This is a genomic window from Variovorax sp. WDL1, assembly GCF_001541225.1.
Taxonomy (GTDB): domain Bacteria; phylum Pseudomonadota; class Gammaproteobacteria; order Burkholderiales; family Burkholderiaceae_C; genus Variovorax.
On sequence record NZ_LMTS01000246.1, the window covers coordinates 1 to 305 of the forward strand.

General features: G+C 65.9%; 1 protein-coding gene. It reads right to left on the minus strand.

Annotated features, from left to right (window positions below; translation table 11 throughout):
• On the minus strand, window positions 1-305 hold a 305-nt coding region (locus tag APY03_RS42830), incomplete at both ends, for a hypothetical protein (protein WP_198161330.1).

The following is a 305-nucleotide window of genomic DNA, read 5'->3' on the forward strand; positions in this document are numbered from 1 at the left end:
TCGTCGAAGAACATGCTGGCTTCGTCTTCGCGGCCCGAGGTGTCGAAGCGGGACTCGACCCGGCTCCAGGCCTGCGAGCCGGTTTCGTCGTAGTCGTACCAGTTGCGGCTGCCATCGTCCATGTACAGGTTGGCATGGGCCTCGCGGCCCGACGCATCGAAGTGCGAGACCAGCGCGCTCCAGCCCTGGCTGCCATCCTGGTCGTAGTCGTGCCAGTCGCGGCTGCCGTCGTCCTGGTACATGGTGGCGTGCGCTTCACGGCCCCAGGCGTCGAAATGGGATTCGACCCGACTCCAGCCTTGCGA